Here is a 17,131-nt window from a genome sequence, read left to right on the forward strand (position 1 = left end):
CGTCAAAGAAGGGATCTACTATTTTAATCATGTAGATAGATCAGAAACAATAAATGGCCATACCCCTGCGGAATACAGGAGAATGGCCATTTAAGAAGTATTCAATTTTTATATTATTTCAAATGTCAACTTGACAGGGACCAGCGCATCTCTCTTGAAGGCTGGTTTTTTCTATCAAATAAATTAATAAAATATTATAATGGAAGCGTTAAATAACTACGAAAGCGAGATGCCTTATGAAATCAGCAATTTTTGAAAAAGCCGGTCTGATGACCGTTAAAGATGTCGAAAGACCTACGATCGAGCAACCTGATGACGTTATTATCAAGGTCGTTCGTGCTTGTGTTTGTGGTTCTGACCTTTGGTCATACCGAGGTTTTGAAGAAAAAGAGGCCAACTCTAATAACAACGGACACGAATCCATTGGTATCGTTGAAGAAGTTGGTTCCGAGATCACCACGGTTAAACCTGGTGACTTTGTCATTGCTCCATTCACTCACGGTTGCGGTCACTGTCCTGCTTGTTTAGCTGGATTTGATGGCGACTGCCAAGATCACAGTGACAATTTCAGTCGTGGCAACCAAGCGGAATACGTTCGTTTCCAACACGGTCAATGGGCTTTAGTTAAAGTTCCTGGAAAGCCTGAAGACTACAGTGAAGGTATGCTCAAGTCACTTTTGACTTTAGCTGACGTTATGGCAACTGGTTATCATGCTGCTCGAGTAGCCAATGTCAAAGCTGGCGACACAGTCGTAGTCATGGGTGACGGCGCCGTTGGTCAATGTGCTATCATCGCCGCCAAATTATTGGGAGCAACTAAGATCATCTCAACTAGTCGTCATGCCGACCGTGAACAATTAGCTAAAACTTTTGGTGCAACGGACAACGTGGCTGAACGTGGTGATGAAGGCGTTGAAAAAATCTTAGCCTTGACTGACGGCTTTGGTGCCGATGCTGTTTTGGAATGCGTTGGTACAGGTTTGTCCTTTGAAACGGCCATGAAAGTCGGTCGTCCCGGAACTGTTGTCGGTCGGGTCGGACTTCCTCACGGCGAAAAACAGAATCTCAAAGAATCCTTTGAAAAAAATATTCAACTCGCTGGTGGCCCTGCTTCAGTCACAACTTATGATAAAGACGTCTTATTAAAAGCTGTTCTTGATGGCAAGATCAACCCTGGACTCGTCTTTACTAAGTCATTTTCACTCGATGAGATCAACGACGCTTATCAAGAAATGGCTGATAGAAAAGTCATCAAATCAATCGTTAAAGTTTCGTAATCAACTAATAAGAAGGTACCTCTATGAAAGTATTCATCGCTGGTGGTAGCGGTCGTGTCGCTACCGAATTGATCAAAGACCTCGTAAACGACGGTCACCAAGTCGTTGCTGGGGCTCGACATCCGGAAAAAATCATCAAGCTAGACAACGTTTCCGCCGTCAAACTTGACCTACACGCTTCTACTGAAGATATCGCTGAAGTCATCGGTCGGGTCAGTGCCGTTTATTTCGTCGCTGGATCTCGTGGCAAAGACTTGCTACAAACCGATGCTTTTGGTGCAGTCAAAGTCATGCAAGCCACTAAGAAAAATCAAATTTCGCGCTTCATCATGCTGAGCTCCTTATTCACCTTGCAACCGGAAAAATGGGATCAACCTGGTTTAGAAAACTTGACCGATTACAATATCGCTAAGTTTTTTGCGGACAATTACTTGATCAATCAAACAAATCTCGACTACACCATCTTGCAAGCCTCACTTCTGACTGAAGAGCCTGCAACTGGTAAGATCACCTTTGGTGCCAGTGAAGAATCGACTAATCCAATTCCTGACGTAGCCCAAACTTTAGCCGGGATCCTCAATCATGCCAACACCATCCACAAAGTATTGCTGATGAAATCCGGTAACATGCCGATCAACACTGCCTTAGGAAACGTCTACTAATGAGTAAAAAATACGAATACACCGCAGAGATCCGCTCATCTGAAGTTGGCAAAGGTGGCGCCTTTGTGGAGTTTCCCTACGATATTCGTGAAGAATTCGGTAAGGGTCGGGTCAAGGTGCATGCAACTTTTGACGGCATCCCTTATGACGGTTCGATCGTTAATATGGGTGTCAAAAATGACGATGGTAGTATTTGTTACATCATCGGCGTCTTGAAATCGATCCGAACTAAACTAAAAAAAGATATCGGCGATGAAGTCTCAGTCACTATCACCGAAAAATAAAAACTCTGAAATCATACTTTTTAGTATGGTCTCAGAGTTTTTTTATCCCTTCAGATCTGATGCCTTTCGTGTAGGACTGACCCAAATACCACTTCCACCACCAAAAACCGATTTCACAGCAGCGACGAAAGTATGAACCACCGTAATCGGACCGACGATCCAATAAAACAAAATGTACAACGGCGCAAAGCCAAAATATTTGAGCTTTTGAATTCGATCATCAATTATGACCGCCGCTAGAAGTTGAATTATTCCGGCGATTAATTCGAAAGAAATCAAAACTAATGACTGAAACAAATAAGAATTAGCTGCCATACGATCACCATTGATCAAAGCAATTGCAAAGGCGCTCCAGAAAAAGATCGTCGTGATGACGAAGAAAAATGACCAGAGGATCGAAAACGATGCATCAGCCAACAAAGGCAACAACGTGTGCCGTTTGATCGGATGCAGGACAATTTTTTTAAAATTCGATAACCAGACTTCAGTTCCACCTTGAGCCCAACGTTTACGTTGCTTGTACAGATCTTTAAAGTTATTTGGAACAATCAAATGTGAAATGATATTCGGTGCAAACGTCGGAATACCACCGATTGCATTGTGATCCCAGGCAATACTAATATCCTCGGTGATGCGATCTTGGCGAAAGCCACCGACTGCTATTAAAAAGCTCTTTTTGTACATGGTATTAGCACCACTGTATGCATATAGCGAGTCGTAAATAGCCGCTTGGCTGCGTTTAATGATTCCGATAATGCTCGAAAATTCCAAAGTTTGCGACTTACCCAATAACGAACTGCGATTACGGACATCAGAATTGGCTGTCACCGCGCAAATATTAGGATTTTTATCCCGGAAAAAATTCATGTATTTCATCAAGGCATCCGGTTCCGGAATGGTGTCGGCATCGTTGCTCAAAATGTATTCGCCATTGGCAAAATTCATCCCAACATTGAAAGCATGCGCCTTACCACTATTTTTTTCGATATTGATGACTCGTAAGTTTGGATACTGTTGTTGCAGCCGAACCAAGATTGGCTCTGAATTATCAGTCGATCCGTCATTGATGGCTAAAACTTCAAAATTAGTATAATTAATTTTTTTGAATAAATACTCAATCGTTTGTTTCAAAACTAGCTCTTCGTTATGAACTGGGATCATGATAGTAATGAACGGCTGATCGGATGCGGGAATGTTGGTCCAATTATCATCACGTCGACCTTTTTTTAAGAACCGATAACAAATCGATCCTGACAACCAAAAAAATGATCCCAAAATCGGATAAATACTGAGTGTAAACATGGTTAGATCAAATGTCGAACGGATGAAATTCCATATGAGTTGGCTATCAATTAAATTTTGCATGATTCCCCCTAATCCACATCATTTAACTGATATTTTTTATAAAGTTTCTGGTATGTGTTAATTTCCAGACATTTATCTGGAACTATCCGACAATACTTCACACTGTGCCGATATTGTTCATCACCGAATCTCTCATCCGCAAAATTCTCGAACAATCGTTCACGTTTGCGCTCGCGTTCTTGATCCAAAACGCTAGTTGAATTATAAAAACTATCGTTACGATAATTATTCATGATCGTCAAAAAAATTGATATCAAAAAAGAAATAATTGAAAGTGTCACCAAAATAAACGCCAAATGATTGATTTCATAAAATCCTTGCGTATGTGGTAACAGTTGCGGAAGCCGCGTATCAATATGCGACATCGAAGAAATCAAAACTAAGGTCATCAATCCCATTACGAAAGCCCATCCGACTAATGTAATGAATCCCTCCTTGATCTTTAAAGCTCGATTTCCTGGTTTAAAATACTTATCTTCATAAAACTTCTTTGACCCACTCTGGTCTATCATAGTTTCCCCCTACTATTCAGTTATTTTTGAAAATAAGAAAAACGATCAATTTCAAAAAGTGAAATTGTCATTTTATATACATAATGTTACATCCATAAATATATAGTTTTCAAGAATAAATACCATTAGATTTATTTTATATATAAGTGTTTATTTTATATAATCAACATAAAAATATTCAATATAATTTAGTTAGTTGCATAAGTATTGTTAAACTCAATATTTGAATTAGCATCCGGCAACTTGTAAAGTAAAACCTATCATCAAAAATATCGAGGCAACCATGCTAGAATCACTACTACCAAACAAAAATCTGACTAAGCAACAAGAACAAGTCTTCAAAAAAATCCAAACTTTTTGCCAAGACAACTGGAACAACAATACTAAGGGATTGTTCCAACTAAACGGCGATGCTGGAACCGGTAAAAGCGTTATTTTAACGAAGCTGTTTTTAACGTTAGAGCAAGCGGCGAAAGACATCGATTCTCAACTCCACGGCTCCAACAACTATTTTTTAGTGAATCATCCCGAATTGCTGAAGGTTTACCAAGACAACGCTGGAGCTTATCAAGACTTACGGAAAAATCGCTTTTTGCGACCGACGACTTTCATCAATAAGATGCACAAGAATCAACAAAAAGCCGATATCGTGGTGATCGACGAAGCCCATCTGTTGCTCAGTGAAAGCGACAAATACAACAACTTCGAGCAAAATAATCAACTGGAAGAAATTATCAAGTTGAGCAAGGTCGTCATTTTCGTCTACGATGAACGACAAGTTTTGAAGCTGAAGAGTTACTGGTCACAGTCTTTGATCGATAGTTTGATCAAGTCGCTGAACTTAAACTACGAAAAAAGCACCCTCACCACGCAGATGAGAATGCAAGCTCCGAAGCAGATCATCGATTGGATCGATTCACTGACGAACGATTTAACTATCAAGCCACTGGATTTGGCTATGAAAGACGCCGATTATCTCGGTGGGATGCAGGACGATTATGATTTTCGAATCTTTGAAGATGCACAAAAGATGTATCAAAAATTGATCGAGAAGAATAACAATTTCGGTAAAGCGCGCATCGTTTCAACGGCCGACTATCCTTCCACTTTGGACGGAAAAAAGCACTACGTCACTGAAGGTGATTTCCACTTACCTTGGGATCAGTACAATTACTCGAAGGTCACTTGGGCGGAAAAACCAGAAACTATCAATGAGATCGGGTCGATCTACACCGTTCAAGGATTCGACTTGAATTACGTTGCCGTCATCATCGGACCTTCAGTTACATACGATAAAAATGGCCACATCAGCATTGATATCAGTAAATACGAAGACCACGAAGCCTTCAAAAAACGACATTTGGATGACATTTCAAGGATCAACCACGCCAAAAAAGATATCATTTTAAACTCGATCAATGTTTTGTTAAAGCGTGGCGTCAAAGGTGTTTACGTCTACTTCCACGACCACGATATTTTCCGCTACATTCAACAAAATACGATCCAATAACGACAAAAACCTCCGACATCAAACGAAATCGGAGGTTTTTTTACAATTCAATTAATTTAGAAATGGCAATGTCGAACTCTTCCACATCCCAATCAGTCGTATCAAAATGCATGGCTGATGGGACTAAGGCAACGGTATTACCGGAATAATTTTTTAAAAAGCGGTCGTAATAGCCACCACCAAAGCCGACACGGAAACGGCTATCGCTAGCAAACGCTAGTCCGGGAACTAAAACGAGATCTGGCTGTTGATTTTCCAACTGCTCATCATAAACTGGCTCGGGAATGCCGAACTTACTCGTTACTAAGTCATCGTAACTTGTGAACGGTAAAAATGACATTTGGCGATGTGGCATCGTCTTTGGCAAGTATACCGTCTTTCCTTCAGCAATCGCTGCTTCAATGATCGGCTTAGTTGGGACCTCAAACAAATTGCTGACGGTCGTCGCAATTGACTTAGCCTGTCTCCACTCGTCAGTTTTTTGCAGCTTATCTAGCAGCAAGACGGCTTCTTCCTTAGTCTTACTCTTTGACTTGTTTAACAACTTGATCTGTTCTTGACGCAACGTTTTCTTATCGATAATAACCAGCCCCTCTGCTCATATACTGATAATACTATAGCAGAAAAAACTGGCTAAGCCACCTTGAACGGCTTTGAGCTAGCTTAAATAAATTTCCAATCTTGCTTGTAATAAGCTTGGTCCCAAAAATGCCATTCGAGTTCACAACTCTTCAAAAAGCGGTCTTCGACTACTTTCAAACGTTGATCTGAATACTTTTCGGCCTCTTTATCAATGATGTCAAAAAATTGATTACTCAAAACTTGATCATCGGAGTCATCTGTTGCATAAAAATCCAACCAAAACTTGAATGGATTGTCATCAGTTGCCTTACCTTGGGCAATCCAATCGTTACCGATCACAGCGTACGTCCAAGGACAAGGAAGTAACGATGCGACCACATCGATCAAATCCCCTGTTCTGACTGAATTATACATGTGTTCGTTGTACAAATAAGTCATCGGTGCCACCCGGGCATGTTGTAAACTCTCGTATTCGATCCCGGCAATCTCACAAAAACTCTTATGAGCATCGGACTCACCTTGGGCGAGCATATTCAATTGCCCACCAAACAATTTGATTTGATCAGCGTCATCGGTTTTTTGAATCGCGGCTGCGTACACTTTCAAATAGGTTTGTAAATATTTATAATCTTGACCAACATAAAAGGCCAACGAATCACTCGGAACATGACCATCACCAATTCCCTTAACGAATGGATGAGACATAATCTCTGAAACGATCGGTTGACCTATTTTTTTAAGCTTATCTGAAAAATCCATTTGCAAACACCCCACTATTTGATTATTCAAACATCAATCAGCAAGGTGGTTGAGCTTATCACTTTCCTACGTTGGCGTTAACCAAATCAGGTTCAAAGGGATCGGCAAAAAGTCATCTCAGCAGCAAAACTGCACCCCTAGTGATTCACATTCGAATACACACATCATAACATACAAAAAATCAGATTCATGTGGGATTATTTGACTGAATCAAATTGGAGATAGTTTAAGAAAAAATATCGACGAATATCTAATAAACAACCAAAAATCCATAGATATAAAAAAATATGGAGATTCTTATCCAACAGGAAATAAAAGAAAAGATTGCAACAGGAATGTACGTCAGGAAACAAAATGAACGGAGCTTCAGTCCCGCGAACCGAGAAGCAGCAAGGAGATCAACCAGATCAAATCTTGCCAACAAAACTAGGAAGCACCTATTTCCACACTCCCCAAAAGGGGATTGATGCACCACACCAAACTACTACCTCAAACGCCAGCACAAGCAAAACGCTTCTGTCTGCTTTTTCCTCTCACATCAAGTCTGCTCAGGCAATAAATCCCTTAATAATCAAACATCAAAATAACGTCCTTTACACCCCATGATGATAATGATAAGCTTTTCATGTTATAAATGATTCTTAAAAGTAATATATCTGGGGTGCTGTAACAGCTGAGATCAAACCCATTGAACCTGATCTAATTAATATTAGTGTAGGAAGATATTGGATAAATTTAAGGGCCAACTATTTTTTGCACATCAAAAGAATAGTTGGCCCTTTTTTGAGCCTCATGATCATATTCTTTCAAGGAGCGAATAAAAACTTTTTTGAGGGGACAGATTTATCATGAACAGACAGACTACAAGTAACAAACCGTCAGCTTTGAGCTACTCATTGCGTGACATTGCATTCATCGCCTTGACCGGTGTATTTTGTGGAGCTATTTTCTTCGGAACTAGTCTCTCATACAACTTTCTCGCTGCCGGAATGGCCGCCATCGGTTTAGGACCTTTCGCTAACGACGTTTTACTAGGACTTTGGATGATTGCCGGACCACTAGCCGCCATGTTGACACAAAAGATTGGTGCTAGTACTATCGGTGAACTTCTCGGAAGTTTCGTGGAAATGATCCTTGGTGGTCAATGGGGTGCTGCCACATTGATCTCCGGACTTATCCAAGGTGTCGGTAACGGCTTAGGTTTTGCAATGACAGGTTACAAACGTTTCGACAAGTTAGGCCTACTACTATCAACTATTACAGGTACTTTAGTAACTTTCGGTTGGAGCATGATCAATGAAGGTTACGGCAAATACAACTTTGGCTTCATTTTATTATTGCTACTAGTTCGTTTTATCTCTATCGGATTCTTTGCTGGCGTTTTAGTTTACTGGATCAACAAACTCGTTGAAAAATCAGGGATCCTCAATCGAGACTAGGTCATACCATGGATAAACTCGTCATTAATGACTTAACTTTTCGTTATAAAAATTCAGGACCAGATATAATCAAAGACTTAGATTTCACACTCCAACTGGGAACTTTCAACGTTCTTTACGGTCCTTCTGGTTGTGGGAAATCCACTTTGATGAAAATAATCGCCGGCTTGTATCCTGAATTTTCTGGTCACGTCACATCAGGAAAAATGTACATCGATTCTGAAGATGTTGACGACTGGAATACGCAAGATTTTTCCAAGCACGTCGCCTTTTTATTCCAAAATCCCAATGATCAATTTTCAATGACTACCGTCAAGCGAGAATTCATCTTTACTTTGGAAAACCTAGGTTTACCAATCGAACAGATCGAAGAAACTATCGACCGTTCATTGGAGCGTGTCGGAATTTTAAATTTCAAAGACCGCAAATTAGACACCTTATCGGGTGGTGAGCTCCAGAAGGTATCATTAGCTATCACTTTGGCTATGAATAGTGATCTGATCATGCTCGACGAACCTTTTGCCTGCATCGACATTAAGTCACGCAAGCAATTGCTCGAGCTATTAAAAGACTTGCAGGAAAACGACCACAAAACTATTTTGATCACCGATCACGATCTCATGGGTTATCAAGGTATCGTTGACGATTTGTATCATTTCGATGATGGCCAAGTTCAGCCTGTTTTAAAACCAGCTGAAGTCTTTGCAACCTATCAAAAAGAAAATCGCCAACTGCTTTTCGACAAACCAGGAGATACCGTGGAATCGATCATCGACTTGCATGAGTTGAACTTGCAAAACGGTGCCAAATCATTGATCAATAGTGCTTCTGTTGATGTCTTCAAAGGCAAGATGATTTTACTGACTGGTGAAAATGGCACAGGAAAATCGACCTTATTTTCTGCTTTGACTAGGCTCCACGACTACCGTGGATCAATCAAATACTTGAAAAAAGACATCTTAAAATACAATCAGCGTAAATATGCGCGCTACGTTGGCTTGATATTTCAGGATTCACAAATGCAATACTTGAAATTGACGGTCGAAGATGAGATCAAGCTGAGTTTGAAACACACCAACTATCCTGATTTTTGGACAGATGATGTCGTTGAAGATTATTTGAAACAATTAAACTTAGCTCATTTAAAAGATCACGTAGTTTATCAACTGTCCGGTGGACAAAAGAAAAAGCTACAGATCTTTGAAATGTTGATCTTGGGCGATCCTGTTTTATTGATGGATGAACCTTTAGCCGGTTTGGATTTACATTCGACTAAGACAGTGATGAAACTGATCAAGACGGTCGCTTCCGAACAAGAATTGACGGTCTTGATGATCAGCCATCAATTAGGTGGTCTGCAAGATTTCTTCGACTATCATTTACAGCTGAAAAACCAATGTCTGACTTACACGGAGGTGCTAAACTATGAATCCATCTCTTAAATTAGGACTCGTTTTGATCATCAGTTTTGAGTTGGCATTTATGCAAAGTGTCATCGCCAATTTAGTCGTTGCAGCTTTGGGTCTGCTCTATTTGCTCTTCAAACACGTCAGTATTAAGAAAATATTGTGGATGTTTTTAGTTTCGATCATCCCCGTTTTTGGAACTTGGTTCTCGTTTTACGCTCACGGTTCTGGAGATGCAATGCACAGTGCTTGGCTCTTATCTACTCGGGTCTATGCCTATATTTTTCTCGGTGGTATTTTATCTTACACTGGAACCGTCGACGAATTATTAGGATCACTGGAACAAAATTGCCGCCTCCCTTCCAAGTTCGTCTATGGAACTTTAGGAGCTTTCAACTTTGCACCCCGTGTAGTTGTGACCGTTAAACAAATGAAAACTGCTGCGATGATGCGTGGTGAAGCTCTCCACGTCTGGTCACCAGAGATCTTCTTCAAGTCGATCCTGATCTCCTTACGCTGGTCGGACAACTTATCCCAAGCCATGGTTTCCCACGGATTCAATGAAACGGCTACAAGAACTCACTACGACACTTACGCCATCCCTTGGTGGAACTGGCTAGTCGCGGGAGTTTGTCTAGTTGGACTACAATTTTTAGCCTTTAGTGGTTTATTTTAAAACTAAGCATTCTGAATTCGTTCGGAATGCTTTTTTGCATCAAAAAAGGATGGCTTCTTATCTGCCATCCTTCCTATTAAAAAGCGTTATTCAGTTTCAAATTCATCTAAGATATTTCTCAAACGACCGATCTCAATTTGACCGGGAGCAGAACTATTTTTCACACTCGCAAAGGTCAAACTCGAACCGAACTCTTTTCCAGCAGTACGTGTTACTTTACCCAAGTCGCCCATCGACATCGTGATCAAAGGACAGTCCAGTTTTTCGTGAGCTTGCTGAGTCGCTGATAGCAGTGTTAAAACATCGGCTGAAATTTTCGGCATGACCGCAATTTTAGCCACATCAGCACCAGCTTTCTGCATTTGGGTCAATCGTTTAACGAGCTCAGCTTGTTTTGGTGTTTCCGCAAAATCATGATTACTCATGATCGTCACGATTTCAGTATCACTAGTCATTTGGATGAGTTGTTCGATCTGAGTTTGATCATGTTTCAACTCCAGATCGATAGCATCAGTTTGTTGCCAAGAAATGATGTTTTTGACGATCTCAAAGTAATCTTGATCCGTCAACATCTTCTCGCCACCCTCTTGATACGTTCGAAAAGTGGTCAATAATGGCGTATCACCTAAGCTAGTGCGCAATTGCTTAGCAATCTCTTCTAATGAACTCTTATGGACAACATCTTCAAAAAAGTCGACGCGCCATTCAACTAGATCGGGTTGAGCTGGCTTGACTTCTTCAGCTTGACTCAAGATTTCTTCCTTGGTAGTTCCGGTTATCGGCACAGCAATTTTTGTATGACCTGTTCCTAGTTCGATATTACCGATTTTTACAATTTTATTAGTCATGATCGTCCTCATTCTTCTGTAAATAATAATTGTCTAATGTAGTCAACGGGCATTTCCTTGCCAGTCCACAATTTGAAGGCTTCGGCGCCTTGTCCTAACATCATGCCGAGTCCGTTGAAGACGTGTTTGACACCAGCAGTTTGTGCTACTTCCATTAACTTCGTTGTTCTTGGTGCGTACACGGTATCAAAGACTATCATATCAGGTCTAAACCATGATGGATCACTTACCAAAGTTTGTCCTTCCAAAGGTTTCATCCCAACACCAGTTGAATCACAGTAAATGTAAGAATCGGCAATCTCGTTTTTGAAGTCGTCTTGGTCATCTAAGGAATGCAAAGTTGCATGCGCATCGGTTTTTTCATTGATGACATCAACGTTTCGCTTGGCATTTTCCCAAGAAGGATCTTTCGTATTAAAAATAGAAATTTCTTTGACTCCATCAAGAGCTGCTTGAATGGCGATGGCAGTACCTGCACCACCAGCACCGGCTAAAGTCATCTTGTGTCCGCGAATATCAAGTCCCTCATCATCGAGCGACTTCATGAAACCAGTCCCATCGGTCGTGTAACCCGTCAAAATACCATTATCGTTGACGACAGTATTGACGGCACCGATCATCTTGGCAGCAGGATCCAATTTATCTAGCAGTGGGATCACCTTTTGCTTATTTGGCATCGAAATGTTCGAACCACGCATATCTAATGTCCTGATTGCATCGATAGCCTTAGGCAAACGGTCACTCGTCACATCAAATGCCAAATAGGCATAATTCAAACCTAGTTTGGCAAAAGCATTATTGTGCATCGTTGGCGACATTGAATGCCGGATCGGATATGCCATCAATCCAATCAAAATTGTGTGTCCGTCGATTCTTTCTGTCATAAATAAATTCGCTTCCATTTCTTTTTTACTGAAGTGAGCTCCGCAAGATAGCGGTCTCTGGTTAACACAGGCGTCGAGGCTCGATTTTGCTGGTAAAAGACAGTGTTATCCATTATTGCTTGCTAAACTTGCTGCAATTTGAATGGTGGTTTTTAGTTTTATCATCAAGGATGTGAAAACGAGTTCCGAGACGCAGCGGCCTCCGGTTTAGAAACTGTCAGCAGCTAACCGCGTCTCTCCACTCTCTGATCTGAAAACGAGCTCCGCGAGGTAGCGGCCTCCGGTTAACACATGTAGTCGCGGCACGGCTTCGCCGCACCTTGTGCGACTACACGCGTTAATCCTCAGCAGCTGACCAACCTCGCTGCGCTCTCTGTGTTTTAATTTGATAATAACACTGATTTTTTAACTGAAAATAAAGTATCATTGATTAATTCATTAAATATATCTATCATTCAAATAGAGGTATTTTAATATGAACATAAAACATTTAGTCTACTTTCGCGAATTAGCTCACACTCAACATATGTCAAAAGCCGCTGAAAACCTTGGTATCTCACAGCCTACACTCAGTTATTCGATCGATAACTTGGAGAAGAAGCTTGGCGTTCCGCTTTTTGAACACGAAGGCCGAAACATCAAGTTATCCCGCTTTGGCGAAATTTATTTAAAATTCGTCACCCGTGGTCTCAATGAGATCGAACGTGGTGATTCTATTTTGGAGCAATTATTGAATGTTAACGAAGGAAACATTCGCGTTGGCTTCACTTATTCGCTCGGCCAAAAAATGATCCCTGAGTTGATCTCCAATTTCAAAAAAATGGACAATACTCAAGGGATCAGTTTTGAGTTATTCCAAGGTACTACGGAAAACTTGTTGCGTAACTTATTCAAAGAAAATTATGACTTTGTTCTATCTTCAAAACTGGAGGAACTAGACCACGTTCCTATCAAAGGAAAATTGAACTACTTGCCGATCATCCAGCAAGAAATGATGCTAGCTGTTCCCATGCATCATCCCTTGTCCAAGTTCAACAACGTTAATTTGAAGTCGATCGAAAGCTATCCTTTGATCACTTATGCTAAAAATCATGATTTCCGGCCGATCGTTGATTCGATCCTTTCTGAAGGAAACATCAAACCACGGATCCAATATGAGATCGATGATCTACAAACATTATTAGGTTTAGTCGAATACGATCAAGGCATCGCCATCGTTCCTAAGCAAAACCATCTTGACCAGTCAAAGATCAAGCTAGTTCATTTAAAGAACAACACGATCAACCGGCAAGTTTACATGGTCTTAAAAGACAATCGTTTCTTAACGCCATCAGTTTCACGTTTTCAAAACTTCTTAACTCGTTACTGCAAAGAAAACTACAAAAACCAAGGCGAGTTACTCTAAAGTCTTTAACTGACGACGATTCAAGAAGACCACTAGTCCACAAAGCACACCAATTAAGGCAATAAAGCAATCGAAGATCATGATGCTTTGGACGCCGAAATGATACAAGTATCCTGTGATCACAGGGATCGTAAATGAGGAAATTGCACCAGCAGTGTAATAAATCCCCGTTACGGTCCCTTTTTTGCTTGGGAATAGTTCGCTCATGATCACTAAACCGACTTGCATCACACCACCGGCAGCCGACATTCCGACCACAAATGAAGCGACGAACACGACGTTTTGGTTCATGATAAAAGTCATGGCTAGCAAAGCTAATAAAGAGATGATCGTACTAACTAGCATCACCAAAACTGACTTAACGCGTCGACTAGTCAAAATCGTTAACAAAACGACCCCCGTCAATGAGCCAATACTGTAAATACTAACCAAATAACGAGAATGTGCCATCGTCATTTTTAACACTTCTTGTCCATACTTAGTTAACCACTGACTAACTAGGTAAAAGGTCGACATGGAAATATAGCCATAAATCGTCAACGTCACAGCATTGACCTTTTGCAAAAAGCCGAACTTGTGGAGCTTAGCTTGCTCGACTTTCACAGAATCGGCTTTTTAATCAGGGAATTCCGACTTGTGAATGAAGAAAAAGTTGAGGAATAAGATCACGGCGGCGATGATGAAGTTGACACCATACCAGATCTGATTAGATTCGACGACTGTCACCATGATCGGCAACAATAATTCTCCCGCCGAAATAAAGGCTTTGATGAAGACGTTGGCCGAAGCTGCACGTCTAGGGAAAAGTTCCATCAAAGCGGGATAAGTTCCCGAATCCAAGAAAGAATTAGCCATACCGGCTAAAATACCGCAAAAATAAGCCACATAAACGTTAGGACTTAAAATTATGCCAATAAAAAATGGGATATAAGTCCAGATTCCTAACTGGACGAAAATTTTTCGACCAAATTTATCCGATAATAACCCCGAAAAATACAAAACGATCAATCTCCCGATCCCCAACGAAGAGATGACCATTGATACTCGAGCTACCGAGACGTTCCACTGCTGCCCCAGCGGGACCATGTTTTGAGCCAGGATCACGATTGCCATTCCATGGACAAAATAGTTTAAATACAAGTGAAATCCTAGTTTCATACGTGCTCGTTGATCCATAATGCCCCCTACATTTAAAAATTAAATTGTTCTTATTAAATTAACGCTATATTAATAAATAATCAATGCTTTTAAAATATGTTTTACAAAAAATCATCGGTTAAATTTGACCGCAAGTGTCATAATCTCGCCGATTCAAGTATAATAGGTCGATAGTTACTTTTTTCGGGGAGAAGTTTTGAATGTTTAATAAAATCAAAAATTTGATTAATACACGTATCGGCTTTCTCGGCTTACTAGTGTTTTTGATCTGGATCAAAACCGTTATCGTCTACTACGCCGACTTTTCACTCGGTTTAGCCGATCCACTGCAACACTTTATTGCCATCATTAATCCGATCGGATTTGCGGTCGTCTTCTTTAGTTTGGCTTTATTCATTAATAAGGCTAAACCGTCGTATATCGTGATGCTGATTTTTTACGTGATCTTGAATTTACTGTTGTACGCCAACATTTTGTACTTCCGCGAGTTCACTAATTTCATCCCCTTCACGACCATGACTGGTGTTTCCGCCGTTTCGAAAGGTTTAGGGACGAGTACTTTGTCGGTCATGGAATTGAAGGATGTTTTATTCCTATTAGATTTCCTAATTTTAGGAATCCTCTTTGCTACTAAAGTAGTCAAATTTGATCCACGTCCTTATCGCAAGCTCAATGCCGTAGCCTCGACCCTAGCCGGATTGGCCTTTTTCTCATTGAATATGATGATTGCAGAATGTAATCGACCACAATTGATCGGTCGGACGTTCGACCAGACTTACGTCGTTAAATATCTCGGTATCCCAGCCTTCACGGTTTACGATGCCATCCAAACAGCCCACGCTGATCAAGTTAAATCGACGGCGACCGGAACTGACATCGATCCCGATTTAGCCTACGTACATAAAAATTACGCTAAACCGAACTCAAAATACTTCGGTGTTGCCAAAAAGAAAAATATTATTATTATTCACTTGGAAAGTTTCCATCAATTCTTATTAAATATGAAGGTCAACGACCAAGAAGTAACACCGTTTTTGAACAGCCTTTACAATAGCGATGAAACCTTGTCTTACGATAACTTTTATCACCAAGTTGGTTCTGGTAAGACGATCGATGCCGAAACGATGCTCGAGACTGGGCTCTTCGGCTTGCCGACAGGTAATTACTTCAACCACCAAGGAACGACTAACACTGCCCAAGCAGCTCCCGCCATTTTGAACCAGCAGCAAGGCTACACAAGTGCGGTTTTCCACGGTAATGTCGGAAGTTTTTATTCTCGGGACACCGTTTATAAAAACCTCGGCTATGACTACTTTTTCGACCAAAATTATTTCAATGCCGAAGAAAACAACACGATGACTTTCGGTTTGAAAGACAAACTAATGCTCTCGGAAAGTGCCAAATATTTGGAGCAGTTGCAGCAACCATTTTACGCCAAATTCATTACCGTCACTAATCATTACAGTTTCGAATTGCCGGATTACGATTCCGATGGCTTCGTCACGAGTGACACGCCAAATAAAACTGTTAATCAATACTTTGAAACGGCCCACTATCTCGACAATGCTCTCGAAGAATTTTTTAACTACTTGAAACAAACTGGTCTCTACGACAACTCCATGATCGTCATGTACGGTGACCACTTTGGTCTAACGCCTGATCAGACACCTTACGTTGGCCAGTTGCAAGGATATGACCTCGACAGTTGGAACGACTTCAACAATGCCCAGATGCAAAAAGTACCTTTCATGATCCACATGAAGGGCCTAAAAGGTGGTATCAGTCACAAATACGGTGGCGAGATCGATGCCCTACCAACGATTTTGCACCTTGCTGGGATCAACACCGAAAATTACTTACAAGTCGGAACTGACCTATTGTCGGACCAACACAGCCAGATCGTACCGTTCAGAAATGGCAACTTCGTAACTCCGAAGTACACAGTCATTAAAAATAAGAACGAAGTTTACTTAAACAAGACCGGTGAAAAAATCGACCTAGCCTTGAATCCAGAATTGAAGGATAAAATCAGCAAGTGGAGTCAGCAGATCAAGGCGAAATTCAAAGTTTCTGACAAGATCAACCGTCTAAACTTGCTCAGATTTTACACACCGACCGGCTTCAAGCCCGTCGATCCAAGCCAGTACAGTTATCAAAACCAGATCGAACGACTCGAGAAGATCCGCAAGGACTTAGGAAACAGTTCGACCTCACTTTATTCAAAAAATGACGACAAGTCGACTACTGACATGTACAAAACTGACGCTCCTGAACTAAAAGGTAATCGTGATCCGATCGATAATCTATATTCAGCTGAAAATAAAGCAAAATAGTACGCAAAAAGACGATGAACTGAAAAACATT

General features: G+C 40.8%; 15 protein-coding genes, 1 pseudogene and 2 riboswitches. Of the genes and pseudogenes, 9 read left to right on the plus strand and 7 right to left on the minus strand.

The window, feature by feature from the left end:
* The first annotated feature begins 236 nt into the window (after nucleotides 1-236).
* Genes EKM69_RS09865 through EKM69_RS09875 form a run of 3 tightly spaced genes read left to right on the plus strand, consistent with a single transcriptional unit; the run spans nucleotide 237 to nucleotide 2,223 of the window.
* Nucleotides 237-1,277, plus strand: coding sequence for a zinc-binding dehydrogenase (locus tag EKM69_RS09865; protein WP_125710595.1), 1,041 nt, complete (start codon nucleotides 237-239; stop codon nucleotides 1,275-1,277).
* 23 nt (nucleotides 1,278-1,300) lie between these two features.
* The gene (locus EKM69_RS09870) at nucleotides 1,301-1,939 is read left to right on the plus strand and encodes an NAD(P)-binding oxidoreductase (RefSeq protein WP_125710598.1); all 639 of its coding nucleotides are present in this window, start codon (nucleotides 1,301-1,303) and stop codon (nucleotides 1,937-1,939) included.
* Nucleotides 1,939-2,223, plus strand: a complete 285-nt coding sequence (locus EKM69_RS09875; RefSeq protein WP_125710600.1) for a DUF1905 domain-containing protein — start codon at nucleotides 1,939-1,941, stop codon at nucleotides 2,221-2,223. Before EKM69_RS09870 ends, EKM69_RS09875 begins: the two co-directional genes overlap by 1 nt.
* Nucleotides 2,224-2,265: 42 nt before the next feature.
* Here the strand turns inward: EKM69_RS09875 and EKM69_RS09880 are convergent, their stop codons facing one another.
* Both EKM69_RS09880 and EKM69_RS09885 read right to left on the minus strand, forming a co-directional pair.
* The gene (locus EKM69_RS09880; RefSeq protein ID WP_125710602.1) at nucleotides 2,266-3,588 is read right to left on the minus strand and encodes a glycosyltransferase family 2 protein; all 1,323 of its coding nucleotides are present in this window, start codon (nucleotides 3,586-3,588) and stop codon (nucleotides 2,266-2,268) included.
* Between the two features lie 8 nt (nucleotides 3,589-3,596).
* Nucleotides 3,597-4,100 carry a hypothetical protein gene (locus EKM69_RS09885; RefSeq protein ID WP_125710604.1) on the minus strand — a complete coding sequence of 168 codons (504 nt, stop codon included), beginning with the start codon at nucleotides 4,098-4,100 and terminating at the stop codon, nucleotides 3,597-3,599.
* Nucleotides 4,101-4,383: 283 nt separating this feature from the next.
* On the opposite strand from EKM69_RS09885, the gene EKM69_RS09890 reads away from it, so the two are divergent.
* Nucleotides 4,384-5,610: a DUF2075 domain-containing protein gene (locus EKM69_RS09890; protein ID WP_125710606.1), complete on the plus strand. Its 1,227-nt coding sequence runs from the start codon at nucleotides 4,384-4,386 to the stop codon at nucleotides 5,608-5,610.
* Nucleotides 5,611-5,650: 40 nt separating this feature from the next.
* On the opposite strand, the gene EKM69_RS09895 is transcribed toward EKM69_RS09890, so the two are convergent.
* The gene (locus EKM69_RS09895) at nucleotides 5,651-6,175 is read right to left on the minus strand and encodes a 5-formyltetrahydrofolate cyclo-ligase (RefSeq protein WP_125710608.1); all 525 of its coding nucleotides are present in this window, start codon (nucleotides 6,173-6,175) and stop codon (nucleotides 5,651-5,653) included.
* A 98-nt stretch (nucleotides 6,176-6,273) separates the two neighbouring features.
* Nucleotides 6,274-6,951 (minus strand): thiaminase II, encoded by a 678-nt coding sequence (tenA, locus tag EKM69_RS09900; RefSeq protein WP_125710610.1) that lies wholly within the window; start codon nucleotides 6,949-6,951, stop codon nucleotides 6,274-6,276.
* 46 nt (nucleotides 6,952-6,997) lie between these two features.
* Nucleotides 6,998-7,100: riboswitch (TPP riboswitch) on the minus strand.
* A gap of 498 nt (nucleotides 7,101-7,598) precedes the next feature.
* A riboswitch (TPP riboswitch) is annotated at nucleotides 7,599-7,689 on the plus strand.
* A gap of 110 nt (nucleotides 7,690-7,799) precedes the next feature.
* Here tenA and EKM69_RS09905 point away from each other — a divergent pair.
* From EKM69_RS09905 to EKM69_RS09915, 3 genes are read left to right on the plus strand one after another with little or no spacing between them, the layout of a single operon-like run.
* Nucleotides 7,800-8,390: an ECF transporter S component gene (locus EKM69_RS09905; protein WP_125710612.1), complete on the plus strand. Its 591-nt coding sequence runs from the start codon at nucleotides 7,800-7,802 to the stop codon at nucleotides 8,388-8,390.
* An 8-nt stretch (nucleotides 8,391-8,398) separates the two neighbouring features.
* Complete coding sequence (locus EKM69_RS09910) at nucleotides 8,399-9,832, plus strand: ABC transporter ATP-binding protein (protein ID WP_125710614.1); 1,434 nt, start codon at nucleotides 8,399-8,401, stop codon at nucleotides 9,830-9,832.
* Nucleotides 9,816-10,472 carry an energy-coupling factor transporter transmembrane component T family protein gene (locus EKM69_RS09915; RefSeq protein WP_125710616.1) on the plus strand — a complete coding sequence of 219 codons (657 nt, stop codon included), beginning with the start codon at nucleotides 9,816-9,818 and terminating at the stop codon, nucleotides 10,470-10,472. Before EKM69_RS09910 ends, EKM69_RS09915 begins: the two co-directional genes overlap by 17 nt.
* Before the next feature lie 86 nt (nucleotides 10,473-10,558).
* Here the strand turns inward: EKM69_RS09915 and aroD are convergent, their stop codons facing one another.
* Together aroD and EKM69_RS09925 are read right to left on the minus strand one after the other, a co-directional pair.
* Nucleotides 10,559-11,320, minus strand: a complete 762-nt coding sequence (gene aroD, locus EKM69_RS09920; protein WP_125710618.1) for a type I 3-dehydroquinate dehydratase — start codon at nucleotides 11,318-11,320, stop codon at nucleotides 10,559-10,561.
* Between the two features lie 8 nt (nucleotides 11,321-11,328).
* Entirely contained in the window at nucleotides 11,329-12,204 is an 876-nt protein-coding gene (locus EKM69_RS09925; RefSeq protein ID WP_125710620.1) for a shikimate dehydrogenase, read from the minus strand.
* A gap of 475 nt (nucleotides 12,205-12,679) precedes the next feature.
* Between EKM69_RS09925 and EKM69_RS09930 the strand changes: the two genes are divergently transcribed.
* Nucleotides 12,680-13,609: a LysR family transcriptional regulator gene (locus EKM69_RS09930; protein WP_125710622.1), complete on the plus strand. Its 930-nt coding sequence runs from the start codon at nucleotides 12,680-12,682 to the stop codon at nucleotides 13,607-13,609.
* Here the strand turns inward: EKM69_RS09930 and EKM69_RS12695 are convergent.
* A pseudogene (locus tag EKM69_RS12695) lies at nucleotides 13,601-14,785 on the minus strand (MFS transporter). The gene EKM69_RS09930 and the pseudogene EKM69_RS12695 sit on opposite strands and share 9 nt — an antisense overlap.
* Before the next feature lie 182 nt (nucleotides 14,786-14,967).
* Between EKM69_RS12695 and EKM69_RS09940 the strand changes: the two are divergent.
* Complete coding sequence (locus tag EKM69_RS09940; RefSeq protein ID WP_164505922.1) at nucleotides 14,968-17,100, plus strand: LTA synthase family protein; 2,133 nt, start codon at nucleotides 14,968-14,970, stop codon at nucleotides 17,098-17,100.
* Nucleotides 17,101-17,131 lie beyond the last annotated feature (31 nt).

The organism is Companilactobacillus zhongbaensis (assembly GCF_003946515.1).
GTDB lineage: Bacteria > Bacillota > Bacilli > Lactobacillales > Lactobacillaceae > Companilactobacillus > Companilactobacillus zhongbaensis.